The sequence below is a fragment of the Pseudarthrobacter sp. rb genome (assembly GCF_056389225.1).
This window is the reverse complement of record NZ_JBWJAR010000008.1, coordinates 111,376-126,736: the sequence shown is the minus strand read 5'-3', so window position 1 is coordinate 126,736 and position 15,361 is coordinate 111,376. Positions and strand designations below refer to the sequence as shown.

17 protein-coding genes are annotated in these 15,361 nt (G+C 67.7%); 9 read left to right on the top strand and 8 right to left on the bottom strand.

The features are described from left to right. Positions 1-2 precede the first annotated feature (2 nt). The 3 genes from purU to ACWRN3_RS12740 all read left to right on the top strand — a co-directional run bounded on the left by purU (position 3) and on the right by ACWRN3_RS12740 (position 3,016). A complete protein-coding gene (purU, locus tag ACWRN3_RS12750; protein WP_324643562.1) occupies positions 3-875 on the top strand; it encodes a formyltetrahydrofolate deformylase in 873 nt (290 codons plus the stop codon). Positions 876-913: 38 nt separating this feature from the next. Further along, a complete protein-coding gene (gene ligM, locus ACWRN3_RS12745) occupies positions 914-2,326 on the top strand; it encodes a vanillate/3-O-methylgallate O-demethylase (RefSeq protein ID WP_324643563.1) in 1,413 nt (470 codons plus the stop codon). 69 nt (positions 2,327-2,395) lie between these two features. Next, complete coding sequence (locus ACWRN3_RS12740; protein ID WP_255173758.1) at positions 2,396-3,016, top strand: helix-turn-helix transcriptional regulator; 621 nt, start codon at positions 2,396-2,398, stop codon at positions 3,014-3,016. Here the strand turns inward: ACWRN3_RS12740 and ACWRN3_RS12735 are convergent, their stop codons facing one another. The 8 genes from ACWRN3_RS12735 to ACWRN3_RS12700 all read right to left on the bottom strand — a co-directional run bounded on the left by ACWRN3_RS12735 (position 3,017) and on the right by ACWRN3_RS12700 (position 9,569). Continuing rightward, positions 3,017-4,267 (bottom strand): ABC transporter substrate-binding protein, encoded by a 1,251-nt coding sequence (locus ACWRN3_RS12735; protein WP_476740837.1) that lies wholly within the window; start codon positions 4,265-4,267, stop codon positions 3,017-3,019. Between the two features lie 2 nt (positions 4,268-4,269). Then, a complete protein-coding gene (locus tag ACWRN3_RS12730; RefSeq protein ID WP_476740836.1) occupies positions 4,270-5,406 on the bottom strand; it encodes a branched-chain amino acid ABC transporter permease in 1,137 nt (378 codons plus the stop codon). Further along, positions 5,406-6,287, bottom strand: coding sequence for a branched-chain amino acid ABC transporter permease (locus ACWRN3_RS12725; protein WP_255173761.1), 882 nt, complete (start codon positions 6,285-6,287; stop codon positions 5,406-5,408). Before ACWRN3_RS12725 ends, ACWRN3_RS12730 begins: the two co-directional genes overlap by 1 nt. 5 nt (positions 6,288-6,292) lie before the next feature. Beyond that, entirely contained in the window at positions 6,293-7,003 is a 711-nt protein-coding gene (locus ACWRN3_RS12720) for an ABC transporter ATP-binding protein (RefSeq protein ID WP_255173762.1), read from the bottom strand. Then, positions 6,990-7,772: an ABC transporter ATP-binding protein gene (locus ACWRN3_RS12715; RefSeq protein ID WP_255173763.1), complete on the bottom strand. Its 783-nt coding sequence runs from the start codon at positions 7,770-7,772 to the stop codon at positions 6,990-6,992. The genes ACWRN3_RS12720 and ACWRN3_RS12715 overlap by 14 nt, the downstream gene beginning before the upstream one ends. A gap of 134 nt (positions 7,773-7,906) precedes the next feature. Next, on the bottom strand, positions 7,907-8,194 hold the full coding sequence (locus tag ACWRN3_RS12710) for a MoaD/ThiS family protein (RefSeq protein ID WP_255173764.1): 288 nt from the start codon (positions 8,192-8,194) through the stop codon (positions 7,907-7,909). Next, complete coding sequence (locus tag ACWRN3_RS12705; RefSeq protein ID WP_255173765.1) at positions 8,187-9,296, bottom strand: WD40/YVTN/BNR-like repeat-containing protein; 1,110 nt, start codon at positions 9,294-9,296, stop codon at positions 8,187-8,189. The genes ACWRN3_RS12710 and ACWRN3_RS12705 overlap by 8 nt, the downstream gene beginning before the upstream one ends. Before the next feature lie 72 nt (positions 9,297-9,368). After that, a complete protein-coding gene (locus ACWRN3_RS12700; RefSeq protein ID WP_255173766.1) occupies positions 9,369-9,569 on the bottom strand; it encodes a hypothetical protein in 201 nt (66 codons plus the stop codon). Positions 9,570-9,848: 279 nt separating this feature from the next. Between ACWRN3_RS12700 and ACWRN3_RS12695 the strand changes: the two genes are divergently transcribed. The 6 genes from ACWRN3_RS12695 to ACWRN3_RS12670 all read left to right on the top strand — a co-directional run bounded on the left by ACWRN3_RS12695 (position 9,849) and on the right by ACWRN3_RS12670 (position 15,358). Continuing rightward, positions 9,849-10,589: a hypothetical protein gene (locus ACWRN3_RS12695; protein WP_476740835.1), complete on the top strand. Its 741-nt coding sequence runs from the start codon at positions 9,849-9,851 to the stop codon at positions 10,587-10,589. A 103-nt stretch (positions 10,590-10,692) separates the two neighbouring features. Continuing rightward, positions 10,693-11,505 carry a class F sortase gene (locus ACWRN3_RS12690; RefSeq protein WP_476740834.1) on the top strand — a complete coding sequence of 271 codons (813 nt, stop codon included), beginning with the start codon at positions 10,693-10,695 and terminating at the stop codon, positions 11,503-11,505. 82 nt (positions 11,506-11,587) lie between these two features. Continuing rightward, a complete protein-coding gene (locus ACWRN3_RS12685; protein WP_476740833.1) occupies positions 11,588-12,097 on the top strand; it encodes a universal stress protein in 510 nt (169 codons plus the stop codon). A gap of 297 nt (positions 12,098-12,394) precedes the next feature. Beyond that, positions 12,395-12,754 (top strand): metal-sensitive transcriptional regulator, encoded by a 360-nt coding sequence (locus ACWRN3_RS12680; protein WP_255173770.1) that lies wholly within the window; start codon positions 12,395-12,397, stop codon positions 12,752-12,754. Between the two features lie 53 nt (positions 12,755-12,807). Further along, complete coding sequence (locus ACWRN3_RS12675; RefSeq protein ID WP_255173771.1) at positions 12,808-13,047, top strand: heavy-metal-associated domain-containing protein; 240 nt, start codon at positions 12,808-12,810, stop codon at positions 13,045-13,047. A gap of 28 nt (positions 13,048-13,075) precedes the next feature. After that, complete coding sequence (locus ACWRN3_RS12670; protein ID WP_255173772.1) at positions 13,076-15,358, top strand: heavy metal translocating P-type ATPase; 2,283 nt, start codon at positions 13,076-13,078, stop codon at positions 15,356-15,358. Positions 15,359-15,361: the final 3 nt, after the last annotated feature.

Here is a 15,361-nt window from a genome sequence, read left to right as displayed (position 1 = left end):
CGATGGTCCTGCACACCGAATCCCGCAAGGACCAGTCCTGCCTGATCGTTGACGGGCCGGACCAGCCGGGCATCGTGGCTGCGGTGGCCGCCCTGGTGACCCGCAACAGGGGAAACATCGTCTCCCTGGACCAGTACTCCAGTGATCCTTCATCGGGTGACTTCTTCCAGCGGGTCGTCTTCAACCGGCCGGACCTGGCCGCCGCGATGCCTGAAATCGAGGCCGACCTCGCCAGGACCCTCACCCCGCTGGGGCTCTCCTGGACCCTGACCGACCGCTCCATCCCCAAGCGCATGGCCATCCTGGTATCCACCTCCGACCACTGCCTGCTGGAACTGCTCTGGCGGCACCGGAGGGGTGAACTGCCCGTGACCATTCCCATGGTGATCTCCAACCACACGAACACGGCCGAGGACGTGCGGGCCTTTGGCGTCCCGTTCTTCCACGTCCCCTCCGCAGGGCCGGACAAGGCAGCAGCGGAGGCCCAGGTCCTGAAGCTGCTGGAGGGCAACGTGGACTTCGTGGTGCTGGCCCGGTACATGCAGATCCTGTCCCCCGGATTCCTGGACGCGGTTTCCGTGCCGCTGATCAATATCCACCACTCCTTCCTGCCTGCGTTCGTGGGCGCCGCGCCCTACCGCAAGGCCAAGGAGCGGGGCGTCAAACTGATCGGCGCCACCTCGCACTACGTGACCAAGGACCTGGACGAAGGGCCCATCATCGAACAGGACGTGGCCCGCGTAACGCACGCGCACTCCGCCCTGGACCTCCAGGCGCGCGGCGCCTACGTGGAACGCGCGGTGCTCTCCCGCGCCGTCCAGTGGCATGCCGAGGACCGGGTCATCCGGCACGGCAACCAGACCATCGTCTTCTGATACCCACCAACAATCCGATACAGAACAAGAGGTTCAACGTGGCACCGAAAAACCTGCAGGAAGTCCTCGACGCGTCGAAAGGGGCGGTTGACCTCCTCCGCAACTCCCAGATCGGCTCCTACATCTACCCGGTGGTCCCGGCCGACTTCCAGAACTGGATCAAGGAGCAAACCGCCTGGCGGCAGACGGCCGTCCTCTACGACCAGTCCCACCACATGGACAACCTGTTCCTGAAGGGCCCGGACGCGATCAAGCTGATCACCGCCACCGCCATCAACTCCACCGCCGCCTTCCCGGTGAACAAAGCCAAGCAATACGTGCCCACCACCGAGTCCGGACACGTCATCGGAGACGGCATCCTCTTCCACGAGGCGGAGGACGAATACGTGTACGTCGGCCGGTCCCCGGCAGCCAACTGGCTGCTCTACCACGGCGAGACTGGCGGCTACCGGGACCTGGACATCACCGTGGACCGGCGCTCACCGTCACGGCCGTACGGCCACCCCGTGACCCGCCAGTACTACCGCTTCCAGATCCAGGGACCCAACGCCTGGCAGGTCATTGAGAAGCTCAACGGCGGCGCACTGGAGCAGCTCAAGTTCTTCAACATGTCCACCATGGCCATCGCCGGGACCACCGTCCGCACCCTGCGGCACGGGATGGCCGGCGCACCGGGCCTGGAAGTGTGGGGCCCGTACGCGGACCACGACCGCATCCGCGACGCCATCGTGGAGGCCGGCGCCGAGTTCGGGCTGGTGCCCGTGGGCTCCCGGGCGTACCCGTCCAACACCCTCGAGTCCGGCTGGATCCCGTCGCCGCTGCCGGCCATCTACACCGGCGAAGCGGAGCGCGGCTACCGCGAATGGCTGCCCGCTGACGGCTACGAAGCCACCGGAACCCTGGCGGGCTCGTTCGTGTCCGGGAACATCGAGGACTACTACCTGACCCCGTGGGAGCTGGGCTACGGCTCGTTCGTCAAGTTCGACCACGACTTCATCGGCCGCGACGCACTCCAGAAGATCGACCCCGCCTCGCAGCGCAAGAAGGTCACCCTGGCCTGGGACGCGGAGGATGTCACCTCCATTTTCGCGTCGCTGTTCAACGTGGACGGACCAAGCTACAAGTTCTTTGACCTGCCCCTGGCAAACTACGGCTCGGCCAACTATGACTCGGTGGTGGACGCCGACGGAACCGTGGTGGGCTACTCGATGTTCACCGGCTACAGCGCCAATGAACGCCGGGCCCTGTCGCTGGCCACCATCGATCCCAACGTCCCGGAAGGCACGGAACTGAAGGTCGTGTGGGGTGAGCCCAACGGCGGAACCGCCAAGGCCGCCGTCGAACCCCATGTGCAGACTGAAGTGCGGGCCGTGGTCAGCCCCGTGCCCTACTCCACCGTGGCGCGCGCCACGTATCACGGCGGGTGGCGGACGAACTACCAGTCGGCCTAGGCTGGGGACGCCGGAGTGCGGGGGCGCGGGCGCCCCCGCACCTTCCTTGAGCCCTTGGAGGAGTACCGCATGAGCCTTCGGTACGCGCTGCTTGCGCTGCTGCGTGTGGGCCCGCTGTCTGGCTATGAACTGCAGAAGCAGTTCTCCATGTCGGTGGGGCACGTGTGGCATGCCCCCGATTCCCAGATCTACCCTGAGCTGCGCAAGATGGAAGCGGAGAACCTCATCGAGGGTGAGGAGCAGCCCAGGGGCCAGCGCGCCACCCGCCGGGTCTACCATGTCACGGACGCGGGGAACCAGGCCTTCCTCGAGTGGATGCAGACCCCGTTGGAGTACGCGCGGGTCCGCGATCCCGCCCACCTGCGTGCCGCCTACCTTGAGGCGGCATCCCCGGAGACGGCCAGGGAGTTTTTCCGCCGGCACCAGGAGCAATGGGAGGCCGAGCTCGCCCAATGGGAGGGTGAGCTCCAGCGCATCGCCCAGGTGGAGAACCCGATGCTGGTGCGCCGCCTGGCCGTGACCGATCCGGCTGACCGCGAACGGACCATTGCGTTCAAGCGGTTCACCTATGAGGGCCTGGTGGACCGGGCCCACGCGGAGATCGCGTGGGCCCGGCGCGGGCTGGAACTGGTGGACAGCCTGGAATCCCCGGGCGGCGCCCGGCCGGTGCCAAGCGCCGCCCGGAGCTGATCAGCCAAAGTTCTCGGCAGTTGCATAGCCCTTGCCGTTGTACTTCTGCACCACCACCGAGGACACCGCCGGCTGGCCATCCACCGTGGTGTTGACCGACGTACCCTCCAGCATCAGTGGCGCCTTCAGGTCCTTGATGTCCCGCAGCGCCGTCATGAAGCTGTCCCGCGTGGGCTCCTTCATGTTCTGGAACGCCTTCTCAAGGGTGGCCCCCACCATGTAGCTCCACATGCAATGCGGGAAGGCCGGCATGTCCGGGTAGTTCCCGTATTTCTTCAGTTCGTCGAGGAATTTGACGACGTCGGTGTCCTTGGCGAACGCCGGGCTCTGCGGTGCCTTGGCAAAGGACACCGAGTAGATTCCGGGGTAGGCGGAGGCGCCGCCCGGTTCGAGGATCGCCGTGGGGCTGGACGTGTTGGAGGGCAGGAACCAGCTGGGCTTCCAGCCGATCTGCTGTGCCTTTTGCAGTGCCGCGATGGTGAGCGGCGTGATGGACATGGCGTTGAAGAAGACGTCAGCCCCCGAGGAGGCCAGCTGGGTGAGCTGGGCATCCACGGACGTGTCGGTGGCCTCATAGGTCTGCTCCCCCACCACCGAAATGTTGGACGCCCCCTGGATGGCCTCCTTGAAGCCCGAGACGTATCCCTTGCCGTAGTCATCGTTCTGCGACAGGATGGCCACCTTGTGCTGCGCACCCGACTTCGCCAGGAGCTTTCCGAACGCGGCACCCTCATTCTGGTAGACGGGCACGAAGCCCAGTTGCCAGGGGCTCTGCTTCCGGTCGCTGAACAGTGGGTCACCGGTCATCACCAGCACCTGCGGGACCTTCTGGCTGATGGCCGCGTCGCGGAATGCCCGGTTGGTGGGCGTCCCCAGGCCGGCGGTGGCGGCAAACACGTTGTCGGACACCATCTGCTGGAAGTTGGCCAGGGACTTTTGCGGGTCGTAGGCGTCGTCATAGGACTTGATGTTCACGGTGCGCGTTTTGCCGTCACCAAACTTCACACCGCCCGCGGCGTTCGCGGCCCCGAAGTACGCCGAGACCCCGGCAACCGTGCACTTGCCCGGTCCGGCGGTGGCGCCGCTGAGCGGCGTGGTGATCCCAAGCGTGATCGCCGAATCCGTGATCCCCGGAGAGGATGCCGAACCGCCGCCCTGGCCGCCGCTGTCACCCCTGCATCCGGACAGGGAGAGCGCGACGGCGGCCGTCACGGCAACGATGCCAAGTACCCCGCCGGGCTTCTTTCTCATCTTCATGGTCCATCTTGCCTCTCTGTTTGTTCGTGTCCCTCCAGCGCACTGTCCGGTACCGGACGGTGGGCTGGAGCGGTCTGCTGGGAGGTATCCGCTGCAGGAGCCGCCGGGGAGCCGGCAGCGGTGGAGTGGGCGGCGGTGGAGCGGGCGGCGGAGCGGCCACCGGCGGCGCCGGTCCGGCGGGCCAGCCTGCGGACCACCCTGGGGATGCTGACCAGGCCGCCGGGCAACAGGAACAGCACCGCGAGGAGGATGGCACCCTGGCTGATGGTGGTGAGGTTGGGATCTATGGCGTTGGTGAGTTGCGGAACGAAGACGTAGTAGGCGCCGCCCAGGAGCGAACCCGCGATGCTCCCGGCGCCGCCGATGACCATGGCGGCCACGAGGCTGATGGAATGGCCGAAACTCAGGGTCTCCGGCGAGGTGTACTGCACGGCTGCGAGGTACAGGAAGCCGCTGGCACCGCCGAAGATGGAGGCGATGGTGAAGGCGAGGACCTTGGTCCGGTAGGGCGAAATGCCCATGGAGGCCGCAACAGCCTCGTCTTCCCGGACGGCCGCGAATGCCCGCCCGTACTTGCCCCGGACCAGGCTCCGCGCCAGCAGGAAAGCCGCGGCCGCCACCGCCAGGACGATGTAGAACTGCCATTGGTCGTTGTCCAGGCCGGACCAGTCCGGGGCGTCCGTGAACCGCGCGGAGATCCCCTGCGAGCCGCCGGTAAATTCGGAGAGGCGCTTGGCCAGTGGCACCCCGACGATCGGGAGGGCGATGGTGACCATCGCGATGGCAAGGCCGCCCAGGCGGGCGGCGGCAAGGGCCACCAGCAGTCCCACCACGCCGGCAACGGCGCAGGCGGCGGCGAACACCAGCAGGATGTTCCAGCCATGGTTGACGCCGTACGCGGTGACATAGGCGCCCAGCCCCACGAAGAAGATCTGCCCGAGGTTGACCTGGCCTGTGTAGCCCATGACGATATTCAGCCCGAGCACCGCCACGGCATAGACACCGATGCGGACCAGCGTTTGGTTCGCAAAGGCCGGCAGGGCCAGTGGGGCCACGAGCAGCACTATGGCCACGACGGCGGCGAGGACTATCCGGACCCATGGCCTGCGGGCAGTGGCGGCAACGGCACTCATCAGACCCTCACCACGACCTTTCTGCCGAACAGGCCCTGGGGACGAACGATGAGGATGACGAAGATCAGCGCGAAGGGCACGGCGATCTTGAGGTCGTGGCCGATGAGGGGAATGTACACGGCCACCAGGTTTTCCAGGACACCGATCGCGGACGCCGCTACCACGCAGCCGATGGGGCTGGTCAGGCCGCCGAGGATCACGGCGGCGAGCGCATAGACCAGGGCCGTGTCCAGCATGCCGGGCGTGAGGGTCAGCTGGGGAGCCACGAGGACGCCGGCGATCGCCCCCAGGGTGGCCGCAAGTCCCCATCCCACCATGAGCAGGCGGCCCACCGGCAGGCCGGAAAAAGCGGCCGACGCCGGGTTGTCGGCAACGGCGCGCAGGGCCAGTCCCAGCTTGGTGCGCAGGAAGAGCAGCTGCAGGACCACCATGATCACCACGATGGTCACGGCGGTGGCAAGGGACCTGACGCTGACCACCGCCCCGAGGATTTCAACGCTGGTCAGCGGGAAGAGCGACGGGAACCCCAGGTTGTTGTAGCCCCAAAGGACTGCGCAGATGCCGGTGACCAGGGTGAGCAGGCCGATGGTCACCACCACTGCGGTGTCCGGATCCCCCCGTTCAAACCGCCGGATCAGGAACCGTTCCACCAGTGCGCCGAAGAGGAAGGACAGGACAATGGCAAGGATGATGGCCAGGATGAGCGGCAGGCCGAGTTCCACGAACACGTAGGCGATGTAGGCGGACACCACCGCCATGCCGCCCTGCGCGAAGTTGATCAGGCCGGTGGCCTGGTTCACCAACACGATTGCCAGGGCCAGGGCGGCGTAGATGGAACCGGTGGCGAGGCCGTCAACGACGAGTTGGATGAAGGTTCCCATGCCGGTCAGCCCCCCAGGTAGGCGCGGCGGATTTCGTCCATGCCCTTGAGTTCGGCCGAGGTTCCGGTGAGGACGTTCCGGCCCGTTTCCAGGACCGTGGCGGTGTCCACCAGGGAGAATGCGAGGTTCGCATTCTGTTCCACCACCAGCATGGCGATCCCGGACTCGAGCCGCAGCCGGCGGATGGCCTGGTAGACCGCCTTGGCAGTGCTGGGCGCCAGCCCCAGCGAGGCTTCGTCCAAAAGCAGCAGTTTGGGTTTGGCCATGAAGGCGCGGCCCACCGCGAGCATCTGTTGTTCGCCGCCGGACAGTGCCGCCGCCCGCGAGCCCACCCGGTCCTGCAGCTGCGGGAACAGGTCAAGGCAGTAGTCGATGTCCCCGGCGATGGCTTTCCGGTCTTTGCGCAGGTAGGAGCCCACCATCAGGTTCTCGCGCACGCTGAGCTGGCCCAGTGTGCCCCGGCCCTCGGGCACGTGGGCTATGCCCAGCGCGGCCACCTGGTCCGGCCGGAGGCCCCGGATGTCCCGGCCATCGAACCTGATCCGTCCACCGGTCCTGACGCTGCCGCTGATGGCGCGGAGCGTGGTGGTCTTGCCCGCCCCGTTCGCGCCCAGGATGCCCACGGACCCGCCGTCCGGCACGCTGAGCGAGACCCCGTCCAGGACCTGCACGGGCCCGTAGGACGCTGTCACGTCCGTGAGTTCAAGCAGCGTCATCCGCGGCGTCCCTCCCAATGTAGGCCTCGATGACGCGGGGATCGGACTGGGCCTCCGCCGCGGTTCCCGACATCAGCTTCCGTCCGTGGTCCAGGACCACCACCTGGTCGGTGAGCGCGGAGATGAGTCCCATGTGGTGCTCCACGATGATGATGGTGACGTCCTGCTCGGCGCGGAGGCGCTTCACGGTGGCGATGAGTTGTTCGACTTCCCCGTGGGAGAGCCCGGCTGCCGGCTCGTCGAGAAGAAGCAGGGCGGGCCTGGAAAGAAGGGCCCGCCACAGCTCGATGCCTTTATGCAGCCCGTGGGAGAGTTCGTCGGCTGGCACATCCGCCGCCCAGCCCAGCCCGGCCTTGGCAAGGAGTTCGAGCGCCTCGTTACGGACGGCGCGCTCGGCCCGGACGGTGTAGGGCATCCTCAGCGCCCAGGAGACCGGGCCGCCGGGCAGCCGCGTGTGCCCTCCGAGGAGCACGTTCTGCAGCACTGTGGTGTTTAGCTGGAGCGCAGGATGCTGGAAGGTGCGCGCAAGTCCAAGGCGGGCCATCCGGGAAGGGGCACTGCCGGAAACCTCGGTTCCGTCGATGGAAATCGATCCGGAGCTTGGCCGGTAATGGCCGCTGATGCAGTTGAACAGGGAGGTCTTGCCGGCACCGTTAGGGCCTACCAGGCCAAAGATCACGCCGGGCTCGACGTCGAAGCTGACGTCCTGCAGCACCTTGACCCCGCCGAAGTGGAGGCTGACGTCCTTGAGGCTCAGGCTCGCGGCCACCCTGTACCTTCCTGTCGCATCATCGCTAGGAATGGGTGCAGTTGATCACCACTGCACGAAACCGACGGTACGGATCGCGGACGAAATTGTCAACGATTTTGGAATCGTTTGGCGGTCAGGACCCCAGGCGCGGCTCAGCCACCCGCAACGGACTGGATTACCAGCACTTCCTGGCCGGGTTGGACCTCGGTGTCCAGGCCCTGCAGCCGCCGCACTTCGTCGCCGCCCACATAGATGTTCACGAATCTGCGCAGGGCCCCGGTTTCATCGCGGAGCCGCCGGCCCAGCACGGCATAGTCCGAGGCCACCGCGTCAAGCAGGTGTGCCACCGTCACCGGCCCGTCGGCCCGGGTGGACAGGACGGACTGCCCGCCGGCCAGCGGCTGCAGGACACCGGGCAGCAGCAGCGAGATCTCAGGCACCGGCCACCACTGCCGCCCGGACGCAGAGGACGTCCGGCAGGTGCGACGCCACTTCCGTGAAAGTCTCCCCTTCGTCCGCACTCGCGTAGACGGTCCCGCCGCGGGTACCGAAGTAGACGCCGGCGGGTTCGGCGGTGTCCACCGAGGCGGCGTCCCTGAGCACGCTGTTGTACTCCTGCCCGGGGAGCCCGGTGCTGAGCCGCTTCCAGCTGTTCCCGGCGTCGTCCGTGCGGTGGACGGCGAGCTTTCCGTCGGGAGGAATGCGTTCGCCGTCGGCCTTCAGCGGAACAACCCAGGCGGTGCCGTCCCTGCGCGGATGCGTCAGCATCACGAAGCCGAAGTCCGCGGGCAGGCCCTCCGCGATGGAGTTCCAGCTGTCGGCATTGTCGTCTGTCCGGTAGACGCCGTGGTGGTTCTGGGCGTAGAGGCGTCCTTCCACCACAGCATCAGCGGCAATCTTGTGGACGCACTGGCCGAACTCGGGGTTGGGGTCCGGCATGAAGTAGGCCGAGATGCCCTTGTTGCGCGCCTCCCAGGACGTGCCGCCGTCGAGCGAGCGGTACACGCCGCCGGTGCTCATGGCGACGTGCACAGTTTCACCCGCAGGGTCCACCACGATGGAATGTGCCGCCGCACCGCCATAGCCGGCTCCCCATTCACTGCGGTGCGGGTGGTCCCACAGGCCCCGGTTCAACTCGAAGTGCTCGCCGCCGTCCGTGGACTTCCAGACGGAGATGGGCTCGGCGCCGGCCCACACCACTCCGGGACGGGACTCGGCGTCCGGGTAGATCTGCCACACACGGTCCAGGGCTGCGCCGGTGTCCTCGGGAAACGTGATGGCGCCATGCTCCGGCTCGGACCAGGTGGCGCCCAGGTCATCGGAGTGTGCAACCGTGGGCCCCCAGTGCGGGCTGCGGACGCCCACCAGGATGCGGGTGCGGCCCTCTCTGGTATCGATTCCGATGCTGGGGATTTCAGCCATGAGGAAATGCGGGCCGGTGAAGGACCACTCCCGCCTGTCCCGGCTTGTGGCGAGCCACAGCCCTTTCTTGGTGCCGATTGCCAGGAGGAATGATTCTGCCGCCGTTGCCATGCGGACCATGCAACCACCGCAGTGGCCAAGGCGCAACGGGTTCAGGCCCCCTTCGGCTCCCTGAACTGCCGGCGGGCGGGATCAGTCCACGAATTCCGACTGGGTCTCGATGAAGTCCCAGTCTGCGGCGGTCAGCACTGCAGCGGGATTGCCGGGGTGGGGGCCGCCCGCCTCCGCGATCCCCTGGAGCACCGGAAGCGGCAGTTCCGCTGAATGGAGGTTTTGCCGCAGCCACTCCTTGCTGGCGAGGTCCAGGTCCAGCCACCACATGAAGATTTCCACGATTCCCCCTCCTTGCTTCACTTAAAACGTTAGGCGCGGCCCACCCGGCGGACAAGGTCCCCGGCGCGGAAGCAGGTGGCGCGGCCCGGGTTTAGGGTACTGGCAGGTAACTTGGCCGGCCGGCCCCGGGGAAAGACGAGTACCCCCTACTGGCGACTGCCCCGGGCGGCGCCCCTAGCCTGAAATCTCAAGGCAAGCTGACCGTGCTGCTGGGGCATACGGCGCCACCGCTGGCACGTCCCCGCCATGGTCCGTTTCACACATATATGGGGAGAAATCATGAAACGCACCTTAGCCACACTGGGGGTGGTTGGGCTCGGCCTGATCAGCCTCACGGCGCCCGCCATGGCCGCGGGGGAGAAAGTCACCGTTTGCCACAGCGACGGCATCACCTGGGCACCTTTGGAATTCAGCATCAACGGGCTGGGCGGCCACGACCAGCATCCGCTGGACATCATTCCGCCGACATCCAATACGCCGGGCAAGAACTGGACCAGCGCCGGAAAGGCACTCTACGTCGCCAAGTGCGCGCCGCTGCCGCCCGGCGAGGTGCTCGACCCCGTGGATCCGCCCGTCGTCGTCGACCCTCCCGTAAGCCCTCCCGCCACGCCGCCCGCCGAGGAACCCCCGGTGGTGGCGCCTCCTACGGAGCAGCCGCCCGTGGTGACCCCGCCGGCCCAGGAGACGCCCGTCGTCGTCGACCAGCCCGCGGAACAACCCCTGGTGCAGCCTCCAGCGGAAACCCCTGTTGCGGAAGCCCCTGCGGTGGTGCCGCCGGCCGCGGTGGCCCCGGCAGCTGTACCCGCCCAGGCAACGCCTGCCCAGCAGGCCGCGGCTCCGAAGGCAGCCCCCGCCGCAGCGGCCGCCAGTGTGGGGACCAACCAGGGCTACAACGCCCAGACGGCTGTGGGTTCCGTTGACGGCGCGCCCGGCTGGCTTGCAGGTGTGGGAGCGCTGGCCGCCGCGGGAGCAGCAGTGGCAGTACGCCGCCGGCCACGTCCGCTGCACACCGCCGGCTAGCCCGGCATCCGCCACTTCCCGTGGCTTCCCGACAAGGAAGGCGTCCTGCCAGTGCCCGGCAGGGCGCCTTCCTTCCCATCCAGCCCAACCCTTAAGGAATGCCATGCCACAGGGGAACGCCATGCGACAGGACCGACGCCGGCACGCGGGGCCCGGGCGAAGCATCACCAGGCGGCAGTCGTGGCGGCGGTGGAACCGGGGCGACCTGGCCATCCTTTGTTGCGGCATCCTCGCTTTCCTGTCCTTTACGGTTGGCGCTCCCCTGTTCCACCCGGCTCCGCTGCTGGCCGCCGGCAGCGTCTCCGCTTCGGCCCGCAGCGTTCCCGTTGCCGCCGGGTCCCCTGCCGCCGGACCCCTTGCCGCCGGGCCCCTCGGTGCCGCGGCTCCCATTGCGGAAATTGGCGTGCCACAGCCGCCAGCCGCGGCCGCCCAGGCTCCGGGCCCACCGGCGGCGGAAGCACCTGACCTTCCGCCGGCCGCCCCGCCCCTGCACATCCGCTACCCGGCCGCCGCCTTCGACGTAGCCGTCCAACCCCTGGACCTGGACGGCGAAGCCCAGTCCAGCCGCACCATAGAGCCCCCTGCCACCAAGGACGGGTACTGGCTCACGGCCTTCGGCATCCCCGGAAAGGGCTCCGGCAACACCACCTACGTCATCGGCCACAGCTGGGAGGGCGCGGACGCCCCCTTCAACCATTTGAGCTCGGCGGCCGCCGTTGGCGACCTGCTGGATGTCCAGACTCCGGCCGGAACCATCAGCTATCACGTGGACAGCGTCACGACCTACCTGAAGTCCGGCCTCAAGGACAGCCCGGTCTGGGACATGGTGCCCAACCGGCTGGTCCTCATCAGCTGCTACACAGAGGATCCGTGGGGCAAGAACGTCGTGGTCACCGCCTCCCCCGCCGTTCCCTAGCACCGCACCGCGGTGTTCCCGGGACGGGCCCGGGCCCAACGTACCTGTTCAGGCGGCCTTGGGCGGGCGGACAATGGGCAGCATGACGTGGGAACATTTCGACGGGGCCCCGCTGCTGGTGGGGATCATGCCCAAACAGCACCCGGAGGTCATCCAGACCGCGGCCGTCCTGGCTGCCCGGCTGGGCGCGCCCCTGGTCTGCGCGTACGTGGATGAAGCCAGCTACCTCGTGGAGTGGGACCCGGCCCGCTCCGCCCACCGCCTTTCCCGCCACCCGGACGCTGATGACGACATGCTGGAACTCGCAACGGAGCTGAAAGCAGAGGTCCAGGCCACCGTGGACAAGCTGCCCGGCGGCAGCCCCCCAGAGTGGTCCTTCCGCACCCTTACGGGAGACGCGGCCCGTGCACTGGGGCAGCTGGCCGCGGAAGTGGATGCCCCCATGATCATCGTGGGAACCTCGGAACGTGGATTGTCCCATCGCCTCTCCGAGGCTTTGGGCGGGTCCGTTGGGTCTTGGCTCAGCCACCATCAAAGCCGGCCGGTGCTGTTGGTTCCCTACCGGATGCCGGCCCATGAGGACCGGCTATGACCGGCGCAGCCGGGGCAGAATGCCTCCGTTCCGGACGTGATTAAAGTAAAGCGAAAGTAGTTATTCGCGGTGCTGGCGCAGCCCCGTACCAGCCAGTAAGCTGATTCAAGCAAGGCCGATCCACCCAGGTGGAAGCCGGAATTGCCCAAAAGCTGCTCCGGAGTGCGTATCCCCCAATAACGCACTCCGGAGCTTTTTTGTGCCCTGACGGACCAGGAGACGCGCGTGCCCCGCCTCCCTGCAGATACCCCTAGGGGGTACTTGCGCTGATACCCCCAAGGGGTATATGTTGGCTCCATGAACGCTACCGAAGAAGCGGTTGCGGCCGCCGAACAGCCGGCCGGGGAGGATGGCGCTGCCCCGCAGCACGGGTACACGGGAAACAAGGACGCGTACCTGCGGCGCCTGAAGCGCATTGAGGGCCAGGTGCGGGGCATTGCCCGGATGGTGGATGAGGACAAGTACTGCATCGACATCCTCACCCAGGTTGCCGCCGTCACCAAGGCCCTGCACGCCGTGAGCCTTGGGCTGGTCGAGGAACACATCGGCCACTGCGTGGTGGGGGCGGCCTCCGAGCCGGACCCCGACGCACGCGCAGAAGCCATCGATGCCAAGGTAAAGGAAGCTGCCGACGCCATCGGCCGACTGCTTCGCTGACACAACCCCCACACCAACCCGGCCACCGCCGGCACCACATGAAGGAGCAAGCCATGAGCACCACCTCCCCCACCACCACAACCATCAGCGTCTCGGGCATGACCTGCGGACACTGCGTGTCGGCAGTCAGCGAAGAACTCGAAGCCCTTGAAGGCGTTGAAGCAGTGAGCGTGGACCTGAACGCCGGCGGCATTTCCACCGTTACCGTCACTTCAGCCAAGGAACTGTCCCCCGCGGAAATCGGCGAAGCCGTAGCCGAAGCCGGCTACCTGGTGGTTGCCAACGAAGCCTAGAAACCCTTCCACTACCGGAAAGCTGACAATGAGCCACCAGGAACTGCTCCACCCGCCGGGCACCCGCGTCGTCGAACTCGACATCGAAGGGATGACCTGCGCGTCCTGCGTCAACCGCGTGGAAAAGAAGCTTGGCAAGCTCGACGGCGTGGCTGCAACGGTCAACCTGCCACTCGAGTCGGCCTACGTCACGGTCCCGGACGGCGTCACCGACGAACAGCTGGTGGATACGGTTAACGCGGCCGGCTACAAGGCACATGTGCGCCAGCAGCGCCCTACGGGCCCGGAAGCCGGGGCCGCGGCTGAACCCGCCCCAATCCCCGCGTCCCTGCTGCGCCCGCGCCTCATCCTTGCGGCGGTCCTGACCGTCCCGGTGTTCCTGGTCAGCATGGTCCCGGCGTTCCAGTTCGCCAACTGGGGCTGGGTGGCGGCGGTGCTGGCGCTGCCGGTGGTCACGTGGGCTGCGTGGCCCTTCCACCGCGCGGCGGCCATCAACGCGCGGCACTTCGCTTCCACCATGGACACCCTGGTGTCCCTCGGGGTGGCGTCAGCGTACCTGTTCTCGGCCTGGGAGCTGCTGGCGGATCCGCGCATGACTGAGCACCCTGGCATGGAGGGCATGTCCGGCGGCCTGTACTTCGAGGTGGCGTCCGTTGTCACCACTTTCCTGCTCCTGGGCCGGTACCTGGAGGCCAACGCCAAGCAGAAGGCCGGCGACGCCCTCCAGGCCCTGTTGAACCTGGGCGCCAAGGATGCCACAGTCCTGCGCAACGGCAACGAAGAGAAGATCCCCGCCGACCTGCTGCAGGTGGGCGACGTCCTGGTGGTCCGCCCTGGAGAGAAGATCGCCACCGACGGCGTGGTGGTGGACGGCGCCTCGGCCGTTGACGCCTCACTGGTGACGGGTGAATCAGTCCCCGTGGAGGTGGGGCCGGACAGCCGCGTCACCGGCGCCACCATCAACACGTCCGGCCGCCTGCTGGTCCGCGCTACCCGGGTTGGTGCCGAAACCACCCTTGCCCAGATGGCGCGGCTGGTGTCGCAGGCCCAGACCGGCAAGGCACCGATTGCACGGCTCGCGGACCGGATCAGTGCGGTCTTCGTGCCGGTGGTCCTGGCCCTGGCGGTCGTGACGTTCGCGCTCTGGCTCCTCCTCGCCGGCCCGGCCGCTGACGGCGACCACCTTCGGCAGGCGTTTACGGCCGCCGTCGCCGTGCTCGTCATTGCCTGCCCCTGCGCACTCGGCCTGGCCACGCCCGTGGGCCTGCTGACGGGCACCGGCCGCGGCGCGCAACTGGGCATCCTGATCAAGGGCCCGCAGGTCCTTGAAGACACCCGCACCGTGGACACCATCCTGCTGGACAAGACAGGCACGGTCACCACCGGCGTCCTGGCCGTGGATGCCACGGCAGCGTTCCCTGGCTTCCTGGAAGGGGACGTCCTCCGGCTCGCCGGAGCCGTTGAGGCAGCCTCCGAGCACCCGGTGGCCCGCGCCATCGCTGCCGCAGCTGCCGCGGCCCCGTCCACGGGTGCCACGGACGACGCCGGCACGTTGCCTTCCGTGCAGGGGTTCAGTTCCGCGCCGGGCGGCGGAGTGTCGGGAACCGTTGAGGGCAGGGCCGTGATGGCCGGGCGGCGCGGCTGGCTGGAGCAGAACGGGATCGTCCTGGACGCCGGCCAGCGGGCCACGCTCGGATCGGCGGAAGCGGGCGGCGCAACGGCGATCTGCGTCGCCGTGGACGGGAAAGCCGCCGGAATCATCAGCCTCAGGGACACCGTCAAGGCGGGGTCCGCGGCCGCCGTCGACCGGTTGAAGGAACTGGGCCTGCGGCCCATCCTGCTGACCGGTGACAACGCCGCCGTGGCCGCCCAGGTGGCTGCCGCCGTCGGCATCGCTCCGGACGACGTCTACGCCGGCGTCCTGCCGGAAGGAAAGGTCGAGGCAGTCCGGAAGCTCCAGGCCGGCGGTGCCACGGTGGCCATGGCCGGGGACGGCGTCAATGACGCTGCGGCGCTGGCGCAGGCCGACTTGGGAATTGCGATGGGGTCGGGCACGGATGTGGCCATCGAAGCCGCGGACCTGACAGTGATGGGCAACGACCTCGCCCAGGTGGCGCAGGCCATTGAGCTGTCCCGGAAGACCCTGGGCACCATCAAGACCAACTTGTTCTGGGCGTTCTTCTACAACGCGGTGGGCATCCCGGTGGCCGCCCTGGGGCTGCTCAATCCGATGATTGCCGGCGCCGCCATGGCCGCCAGCTCGGTCCTGGTGGTGACCAACTCGCTGCGGCTGCGGAGCTTCGGCAAGTAACCG

What these genes read in the sequence shown, in the direction of transcription:
- purU (WP_324643562.1), top strand. Translation starts at nt 3, where the DNA reads ATGGTCCTGCACACCGAATCCCGCAAGGACCAGTCCTGCCTGATCGTT.
- ACWRN3_RS12740 (WP_255173758.1), top strand. Translation starts at nt 2,396, where the DNA reads ATGAGCCTTCGGTACGCGCTGCTTGCGCTGCTGCGTGTGGGCCCGCTG.
- ACWRN3_RS12735 (WP_476740837.1), bottom strand. Translation starts at nt 4,267, where the DNA reads ATGAGAAAGAAGCCCGGCGGGGTACTTGGCATCGTTGCCGTGACGGCC.
- ACWRN3_RS12730 (WP_476740836.1), bottom strand. Translation starts at nt 5,406, where the DNA reads ATGAGTGCCGTTGCCGCCACTGCCCGCAGGCCATGGGTCCGGATAGTC.
- ACWRN3_RS12725 (WP_255173761.1), bottom strand. Translation starts at nt 6,287, where the DNA reads ATGGGAACCTTCATCCAACTCGTCGTTGACGGCCTCGCCACCGGTTCC.
- ACWRN3_RS12720 (WP_255173762.1), bottom strand. Translation starts at nt 7,003, where the DNA reads ATGACGCTGCTTGAACTCACGGACGTGACAGCGTCCTACGGGCCCGTG.
- ACWRN3_RS12705 (WP_255173765.1), bottom strand. Translation starts at nt 9,296, where the DNA reads ATGGTCCGCATGGCAACGGCGGCAGAATCATTCCTCCTGGCAATCGGC.
- ACWRN3_RS12695 (WP_476740835.1), top strand. Translation starts at nt 9,849, where the DNA reads ATGAAACGCACCTTAGCCACACTGGGGGTGGTTGGGCTCGGCCTGATC.
- ACWRN3_RS12690 (WP_476740834.1), top strand. Translation starts at nt 10,693, where the DNA reads ATGCCACAGGGGAACGCCATGCGACAGGACCGACGCCGGCACGCGGGG.
- ACWRN3_RS12685 (WP_476740833.1), top strand. Translation starts at nt 11,588, where the DNA reads ATGACGTGGGAACATTTCGACGGGGCCCCGCTGCTGGTGGGGATCATG.
- ACWRN3_RS12680 (WP_255173770.1), top strand. Translation starts at nt 12,395, where the DNA reads ATGAACGCTACCGAAGAAGCGGTTGCGGCCGCCGAACAGCCGGCCGGG.
- ACWRN3_RS12675 (WP_255173771.1), top strand. Translation starts at nt 12,808, where the DNA reads ATGAGCACCACCTCCCCCACCACCACAACCATCAGCGTCTCGGGCATG.
- ACWRN3_RS12670 (WP_255173772.1), top strand. Translation starts at nt 13,076, where the DNA reads ATGAGCCACCAGGAACTGCTCCACCCGCCGGGCACCCGCGTCGTCGAA.